7 protein-coding genes and 1 pseudogene are annotated in these 7,115 nt (G+C 56.3%); 5 read left to right on the top strand and 3 right to left on the bottom strand.

Annotated features, from left to right (window positions below):
* Positions 1-72 precede the first annotated feature (72 nt).
* Positions 73-612 carry an isochorismatase family protein gene (locus ADJ24_RS09645; protein WP_023309941.1) on the top strand — a complete coding sequence of 180 codons (540 nt, stop codon included), beginning with the start codon at positions 73-75 and terminating at the stop codon, positions 610-612.
* The gene (locus ADJ24_RS09650; RefSeq protein WP_023309942.1) at positions 612-1,532 is read left to right on the top strand and encodes a GlxA family transcriptional regulator; all 921 of its coding nucleotides are present in this window, start codon (positions 612-614) and stop codon (positions 1,530-1,532) included. The genes ADJ24_RS09645 and ADJ24_RS09650 overlap by 1 nt, the downstream gene beginning before the upstream one ends.
* Here ADJ24_RS09650 and ADJ24_RS09655 read toward each other — a convergent pair.
* Positions 1,525-2,520: an acyltransferase gene (locus ADJ24_RS09655; RefSeq protein WP_023309943.1), complete on the bottom strand. Its 996-nt coding sequence runs from the start codon at positions 2,518-2,520 to the stop codon at positions 1,525-1,527. The genes ADJ24_RS09650 and ADJ24_RS09655 overlap by 8 nt on opposite strands.
* 182 nt (positions 2,521-2,702) lie before the next feature.
* Here ADJ24_RS09655 and ADJ24_RS09660 point away from each other — a divergent pair, with 182 nt between their 5' ends.
* The 3 genes from ADJ24_RS09660 to glyS all read left to right on the top strand — a co-directional run bounded on the left by ADJ24_RS09660 (position 2,703) and on the right by glyS (position 6,159).
* Positions 2,703-3,008 carry a YsaB family lipoprotein gene (locus tag ADJ24_RS09660; RefSeq protein WP_023309944.1) on the top strand — a complete coding sequence of 102 codons (306 nt, stop codon included), beginning with the start codon at positions 2,703-2,705 and terminating at the stop codon, positions 3,006-3,008.
* 160 nt (positions 3,009-3,168) lie between these two features.
* Positions 3,169-4,080 carry a glycine--tRNA ligase subunit alpha gene (gene glyQ / locus ADJ24_RS09665; protein WP_003860141.1) on the top strand — a complete coding sequence of 304 codons (912 nt, stop codon included), beginning with the start codon at positions 3,169-3,171 and terminating at the stop codon, positions 4,078-4,080.
* A gap of 9 nt (positions 4,081-4,089) precedes the next feature.
* Positions 4,090-6,159, top strand: coding sequence for a glycine--tRNA ligase subunit beta (glyS, locus tag ADJ24_RS09670; protein ID WP_023309945.1), 2,070 nt, complete (start codon positions 4,090-4,092; stop codon positions 6,157-6,159).
* A 93-nt stretch (positions 6,160-6,252) separates the two neighbouring features.
* Here glyS and ADJ24_RS09675 read toward each other — a convergent pair whose 3' ends face one another.
* Both ADJ24_RS09675 and ADJ24_RS25740 read right to left on the bottom strand, forming a co-directional pair.
* The gene (locus ADJ24_RS09675) at positions 6,253-6,663 is read right to left on the bottom strand and encodes a hypothetical protein (protein WP_285894856.1); all 411 of its coding nucleotides are present in this window, start codon (positions 6,661-6,663) and stop codon (positions 6,253-6,255) included.
* Positions 6,591-6,770, bottom strand: a pseudogene (locus tag ADJ24_RS25740) (hypothetical protein); the annotation flags it as partial. The pseudogene ADJ24_RS25740 and the gene ADJ24_RS09675, both read right to left, overlap by 73 nt.
* Between the last annotated feature and the right edge of the window lie 345 nt (positions 6,771-7,115).

Consider the following 7,115-nt stretch of genomic DNA (forward strand, 5'->3'; position numbering starts at 1 on the left):
CCTTTTTTGGTCTGTGCGTGCCTTCATTTCCTTGCCAGTATGGTGTTACACCCACTGGCGAGGAGATTTATCATGTCACGCATTGCATTAATCAACATCGATACTCAGCAGTCATTCCATCACCGCAATTACTGGCAGGAGGACGAAATTCCTGCCTTTCAGCAGGCGATGCTGGGGCTGATCGAAGGCTGCCAGGCGCGCAATATTCCGGTCGTTGATATTTTTCACGTGGATGAAGACGGTCCTTTCACTCTGGAAAGCGGCTATGTCAAACCGATGGCCTTTTTACGTCATCAGCCGGATGTGGTTTTCCAGAAACACGTCCATAATGCCTTCACGGATACCGGGCTTGACCGCTGGCTGCGCGAGCGTGATATCAACAGTGTGATTATCTGCGGAATTCGTACTGAGCAATGCTGTGAAACCACCGCCCGGGTGGCTTCCGATCTGGGTTATGCTGTGACCTTTGTTAGTGAGGCAACGCTGACGTTTCCCATGACGTACAAGGGGATAACCCTTAGCGCAGCGGAAATTCGCCATCGTACCGAGACGGTACTGTCCGGGCGTTTTGCCGAGATTAAAACGGTAGCGGAGACGCTGGAGTCCCTGTAATGAGCATCGACGTCTGGTTCGTGATGTTGCCCGGGGTGCTGTCATTAGACATGACCGGCCCGGCAGAAACTTTTGTGCTGGCAGGCGACGCGTTTCGCCTGCATTACATTGGCCCGCAGCCTGAGGTTCCGACGTCCATTCGCCTGACGATGAGCGGCATTCAGCCGCTGCCGGAGCGTCTCCCGGAAGGCAGCCTGCTGGTGCTGCCGGGTGTGAGCGACTCCTGCTGTCAGTTCTCAACGCCACAGGCGCAGCAGATCCAGCACTGGCTGATGTGCCTGCAGCCGCAGATCCAGCGCCAGGAAATCACCGTGATGTGCGTCTGTTCAGGGGCCTTACTGGCGGCGAAATCGGGCCTGTTGAACAACCGGCAGTGCACGACCCATCATGACGTTATTAGCCGTTTACGCACCGCGGCCCCCACGGCGACGATTAAAGAAAACCGCATCTTTGTGCAGGATGAGAACATTTGGACCAGCGCCGGGATCACGTCAGGCATCGATCTGGCGCTGCATATGATTAACCGCCTGTGCGGCCCCGAAAAGGCGCTGAGTGTGGCGCGTGAGATGGTGGTCTGGTTCCGCCGTTCCGGTGACGATCCCCAGCTATCCCCGTGGCTGCGCTACCGCAATCATCTTCATCCGGCGATCCATCGGGCGCAGGATGCGCTCACCGCCGAGCCGCAAAAAGCGTGGAGCTTGCCTGACATTGCCGCACTGGCGCACGTCAGCCCGCGTCATCTCACCCGGCTTTTTCAGTCACATTTAGGGATTAGCGTTCGCGATTATCTGGAGCAGCTGCGTCTGGCGGTGGCGGAACAGTGGCTATTGCAGGGGCGCGGCGTGGAACAGGCCTCACTGGCGGCAGGGTTTTCCTCCCCGCGCCAGTATCATCGTGCCCGGCAGCGCAGCGTTAACTGACGAAGCGGCGAACGTCTATTTTTTGCAGCAGCATCGACAGCAGCAGGCTGATCGCCAGCGTGGCGGCAAAAATCCAGACGATATCCAGCGCCGGCCAGCTTTTAAGCTCAACGCCTCTCGTGCGCAGCGCGTGGATCACCAGCGCATGAAAACCGTAAATCCCAAGAGAGTGCCGCGAGATAAGACTCAGCACGGGCAGGGCGCGCGCGTTCAGGGTATTTTTGGCGAGCGTGAGCAGCGAAACGGCACAGATAAAGACCATCGGCCCGCAGTAGAGATACCAGGTATCGGCAAAATTGCCGCGCCACTCCAGCTCGTGCAGCGTCCCGCGCGAAATCACCGCCACCCCAGCGATAAACAGCGTCCCGCAGAGCCAGTTCAGACCGCGTTTTTGCGTGTCCATCATCCCGATGGCGCGCCCCAGCATGCCGTAAAGCACGTAGTAAAAAGTATCGCCGTTGATATAGAGATTGACCGGCAGCCACTCAAATCCGTCGATTTTCTGCGAAACCGTATTCGGGTTGGCGACGATGCCAATCACCACCATCAGGGCCAGGAGCATTTTCCCGCTGACGTTTTTCACCTGAATGAGCGGGGAGACCAGATAGATAACGATAATCGCGAAGAAGAACCACAGGTGATAGAACACCGGTTTTTGCAGCACGTATTTCAGCGATAGCCCGGCGTTAATGGAGGTGAACAGGGTGATATAGAGCAGGGCAACGGCGCTGTAGAATCCCAGGCAGGCCGCTATGCGGATAAAATGCCTCGGCTGCGCGCTGCGCTCGCCAAAAAAGAGAAAGCCGGAAATCATAAAGAATAACGGCACGCTGACGCGCGATGCGGAGTTAAGGATATTGGCAATATCCCAGTTAACGGGGCTGATGCTGTGGGCATTCGTGACGTACCAGGTCGTCGTGTGGATCATGACCACCATCAGACACGCTATTCCTCGCAGGTTATCAATCCAGTTAATTTTTGACTGCATCAGTTCCTCGTATTCCCTGTAAATTGAGTGTGACTGCCATTGTCCAAAAGTCTTCGTTTGGAAAATTCTGAGTTTTATGCGCAGGCTTGCCGGGAGACCGTGAGATTCGCAGAATGGCAGACCTTAATCTATAAAAGTGTTGATATTAAAAATAACAGCCACTGACCAGGGCGGTAATAAAAATGATGATGAAGCGTGCGGCGTCACTCTTTCTGCTGTTCATTCTGCCGGGATGCACCGCGCCGCAGGAAGCCCCTGCGCAAAAAGCGCAGCAGGGTAAAATGAGTCCGGAACGTTCGTTGAATATGGAGTCTCTCTGCAAGGACAAGGCCGCCCGCCGCTATAACTCGGACATTCAGAAAATTAACGTCATCGGATTCGAGCGCTTTCAGGGCAGCTATGAACTAAGAGGATATACGGCGCGTAAAGAGGGCTTTGTCTGCTCGTTTGATGCGGACGGTCAGTTTTTACACCTCTCCATGCGCTAGCCTGCTGGTATAATCAGCAGCCAGACGCCGTCAGCGTTCTGGCCGGAAGGCTTATTTCCCAATTTTCCCTAAACAACCCCGTTTCGTACTGTATATCTTGCAGCCAGCGGGTATACTGGTCCCTTCCATTTAAAACCACACGTATCCAGCACGAAATACTATGCAAAAGTTTGATACCAAGACCTTCCAGGGCCTGATCCTGACCTTACAGGATTACTGGGCTCGTCAGGGCTGTACCATTGTTCAACCTTTGGACATGGAAGTCGGCGCCGGCACTTCACACCCGATGACCAGCCTGCGCGCGTTGGGGCCAGAGCCAATGGCGACCGCGTATGTGCAGCCTTCCCGTCGTCCGACCGATGGTCGTTACGGTGAGAACCCGAACCGTCTGCAGCATTACTATCAGTTCCAGGTGGTGATTAAGCCATCACCCGACAACATTCAGGAACTGTACCTCGGGTCGCTGAAAGAGCTGGGTATGGATCCAACCATCCACGACATCCGTTTCGTGGAAGATAACTGGGAAAACCCAACGCTGGGTGCCTGGGGTCTGGGTTGGGAAGTGTGGCTGAACGGCATGGAAGTGACCCAGTTCACCTACTTCCAGCAGGTGGGTGGTCTGGAATGTAAGCCAATCACCGGTGAAATCACCTACGGTCTGGAACGTCTGGCCATGTACATTCAGGGCGTAGACAGCGTTTACGACCTGGTCTGGAGCGACGGCCCGCTGGGTAAAACCACCTACGGCGACGTGTTCCATCAGAACGAAGTGGAGCAATCCACCTATAACTTCGAATACGCGGACGTGGACTTCCTGTTCACCTGCTTCGAGCAGTACGAGAAAGAAGCGCAGCAGCTGCTGGCGCTGGAGACTCCGCTGCCGCTGCCTGCTTACGAGCGTATTCTGAAGGCCGCCCACAGCTTCAACCTGCTGGACGCCCGCAAAGCCATCTCCGTGACTGAACGTCAGCGCTACATTCTGCGTATTCGTACCCTGACCAAAGCCGTTGCAGAAGCTTACTACGCGTCCCGTGAAGCCCTTGGCTTCCCGATGTGCAACCGAAACAAATAAGAGGCGGCCATGTCTGAGAAAACTTTCCTGGTGGAAATCGGCACCGAAGAGCTGCCACCAAAAGCCCTGCGCAGCCTGGCTGAATCTTTCGCTGCGAACGTGACCGCCGAGCTGGATAACGCTGGCCTGGCACACGGTAAAATTGAGTGGTTTGCCGCACCTCGCCGTCTGGCGCTGAAAGTGGCAAATCTGGCGGCGTCTCAGCCGGATCGCGAAGTCGAAAAACGTGGCCCGGCGATTGCCCAGGCGTTTGACGCGGAAGGCAAGCCGAGCAAAGCGGCTGAAGGCTGGGCGCGCGGCTGCGGCATCACCGTCGATCAGGCCGAGCGTCTGACCACGGATAAAGGCGAGTGGCTGCTGTACCGTGCGCACGTGAAAGGCGAAAGCGCGGAAGCGCTGCTGCCGGACATGATTGCCACGTCTCTGGCAAAGCTGCCGATTCCTAAGCTGATGCGCTGGGGCGCGTCCGACGTGCAATTCGTGCGTCCGGTTCACACCGTGACCCTGCTGCTGGGCGATACCGTTATCCCGGCTACCATTCTGGGCGTGGCGTCCGATCGCGTGATCCGCGGCCACCGCTTTATGGGCGAGCCTGAGTTCACCATCGACAATGCCGACCAGTATCCGCAGATCCTGCTGGAGCGCGGTAAGGTCATTGCCGACTACGAACAGCGTAAAGCCAAAATCAAAGCGGACGCCGAAGACGCGGCGCGCAAGATTGGCGGTAACGCAGACCTGAGCGACAGCCTGCTGGAAGAAGTGACCTCTCTGGTGGAATGGCCGGTTGTGCTGACCGCGAAGTTCGAAGAGAAATTCCTGGCCGTTCCGGCTGAAGCGCTGGTGTACACCATGAAGGGTGACCAGAAATACTTCCCGGTCTATGCCAACGACGGCAAGCTGCTGCCAAACTTCATCTTCGTGGCAAACATCGAATCGAAAGATCCTATCCAGATTATCTCCGGTAACGAGAAAGTCGTTCGTCCGCGTCTGGCGGATGCAGAGTTCTTCTTCAACACCGACCGTAAAAAGCGTCTGGAAGATAACCTGCCGCGCCTGCAGACCGTGCTGTTCCAGCAGCAGCTGGGCACGCTGCGCGACAAGACCGACCGCATTGCGGAGCTGTCCGGCTGGATTGCCCGTGAAATCGGTGCAGACGTCAACCACGCGACTCGCGCGGGCCTGCTGTCCAAGTGCGACCTAATGACCAACATGGTGTTCGAATTCACCGACACCCAGGGCGTGATGGGCATGCACTACGCGCGTCACGATGGCGAAGCGGAAGACGTAGCCGTTGCCCTGAACGAGCAGTATCAGCCGCGCTTTGCGGGTGACGACCTGCCGTCCAACCCGGTTGCCTGCGCCGTGGCGATTGCCGATAAGATGGACACCCTGGCGGGTATCTTCGGTATCGGTCAGCATCCGAAAGGCGACAAAGACCCGTTTGCGCTGCGTCGTGCCGCGCTGGGCGTGCTGCGTATCATCGTTGAGAAGAACCTGAACCTCGATCTGCAGACCCTGACCGAAGAAGCGGTGCGTCTGTACGGCGACAAGCTGACCAACGCGAACGTTGTGGATGATGTGATCTACTTTATGCTCGGTCGTTTCCGCGCGTGGTATCAGGACGAAGGTTACACCGTTGACACCATTCAGGCGGTGCTGGCGCGTCGTCCGACCCGTCCGGCTGATTTCGATGCGCGTATGAAGGCGGTTTCCCACTTCCGTACCCTGGAAGCGGCATCTGCCCTGGCCGCGGCCAACAAGCGTGTATCCAACATTCTGGCGAAATCCGACGAGACGCTGAACGAGCGCGTGAACGCCGCAACCCTGAAAGAGCCGGAAGAGATCGCTCTGGCGATGCAGGTTGTGGTGCTGCGCGATAAGCTCGAGCCGTACTTCGCGGAAGGTCGCTACCAGGAAGCGCTGGTGGAGCTGGCCGAGCTGCGTGACGTGATCGATGCCTTCTTCGAGAAAGTGATGGTGAACGTAGAAGATAAAGAGCTGCGTATTAACCGTCTCTCTATGCTCGATAAACTGCGCGAGCTGTTCCTGCGCGTGGCGGATATTTCGCTGCTGCAGTAATGGGCCCGCTGTTACAAATGCTAAAAACCCGCTTCGGCGGGTTTTTTTATGGGTCTTTTGTAGGCCGGATGAGCGCAGCGCCATCCGTCAGGTTTAGCCGATCGCGATTGTGCCTTCGTCTGTCTGCAGCCAGCGCGGTGCCTTCAGCGTATCGGCAAAGTAGCTGACCAGCTCGCACAGCAAATCTTCCATAACGATTTCAGATTGTCGCGGCAGTGAGCCGTTCATCAGCATCTGCGTAAGCTCCTGACAGTAGCGCCCCAGCTGATCGCATTCGGGTTCGAAAGCCGGAACGCGTGACGGGAGTTCCTTCACGGTCAGGCTGGCTTTTAAAGCGTCCGGAACAGGTTCCAGAAGCGTGGGTTGCAGAAGATTCAGACAGGCATAAAGTCTGCCGTAAAGCGCCATTTTTGGGGCGGGTTCTTCGCAATCTACCAGTGCGTCGGTAAAACGTTCGCAGTTATCCGCCAGTTCGGTGAAGTCGGTGGCGTGGTTGAAGGGCAGGGTGAATAAAGAATGAGCTTGGGTTGGGGTAGTAGCCATATTGGCAGCCTCCGATAAGTGATAAAGCTTCCACCACCGGAAATGCTAACTTCGCTGGTGGTGGACTGAACAGAGTTAGCATTACCGGCCTTATCGGATACCGGCGCATCTTTCGATGCCCCTGCTCAGCCCACCATTGAGATGTAGCAAAGCATGCTGCACATAATGTGCCGCCGATAAGATAAGCCAGGATGCTAAACCCGGCACCTGATTTTGCAGGTGCAAAGAGAACTTACTGCTCATCAAAACAGGCGGCAATAGATTTGAGCTATGCCACTGAGGATATTACCATTTCTGGAAAGAGACTCGCAAAATTACCGCAATGAAAAGCATACTGCGGGCAGAGGTCTTACAGCGACGCTATGGTCCGGCTGTAAATCGCTGAGGCGTTTCCTGCAGGCCGGGGCGAGGCG

Source organism: Enterobacter sp. 940_PEND, from assembly GCF_001059415.1.
Lineage (GTDB): Bacteria > Pseudomonadota > Gammaproteobacteria > Enterobacterales > Enterobacteriaceae > Enterobacter > Enterobacter cloacae_M.

Coding starts and splice junctions, on each gene's coding strand:
- glyQ (WP_003860141.1), top strand. CDS start 3,169: ATGCAAAAGTTTGATACCAAGACCTTCCAGGGCCTGATCCTGACCTTA.
- glyS (WP_023309945.1), top strand. CDS start 4,090: ATGTCTGAGAAAACTTTCCTGGTGGAAATCGGCACCGAAGAGCTGCCA.
- ADJ24_RS09645 (WP_023309941.1), top strand. CDS start 73: ATGTCACGCATTGCATTAATCAACATCGATACTCAGCAGTCATTCCAT.
- ADJ24_RS09655 (WP_023309943.1), bottom strand. CDS start 2,520: ATGCAGTCAAAAATTAACTGGATTGATAACCTGCGAGGAATAGCGTGT.
- ADJ24_RS09650 (WP_023309942.1), top strand. CDS start 612: ATGAGCATCGACGTCTGGTTCGTGATGTTGCCCGGGGTGCTGTCATTA.
- ADJ24_RS09660 (WP_023309944.1), top strand. CDS start 2,703: ATGATGATGAAGCGTGCGGCGTCACTCTTTCTGCTGTTCATTCTGCCG.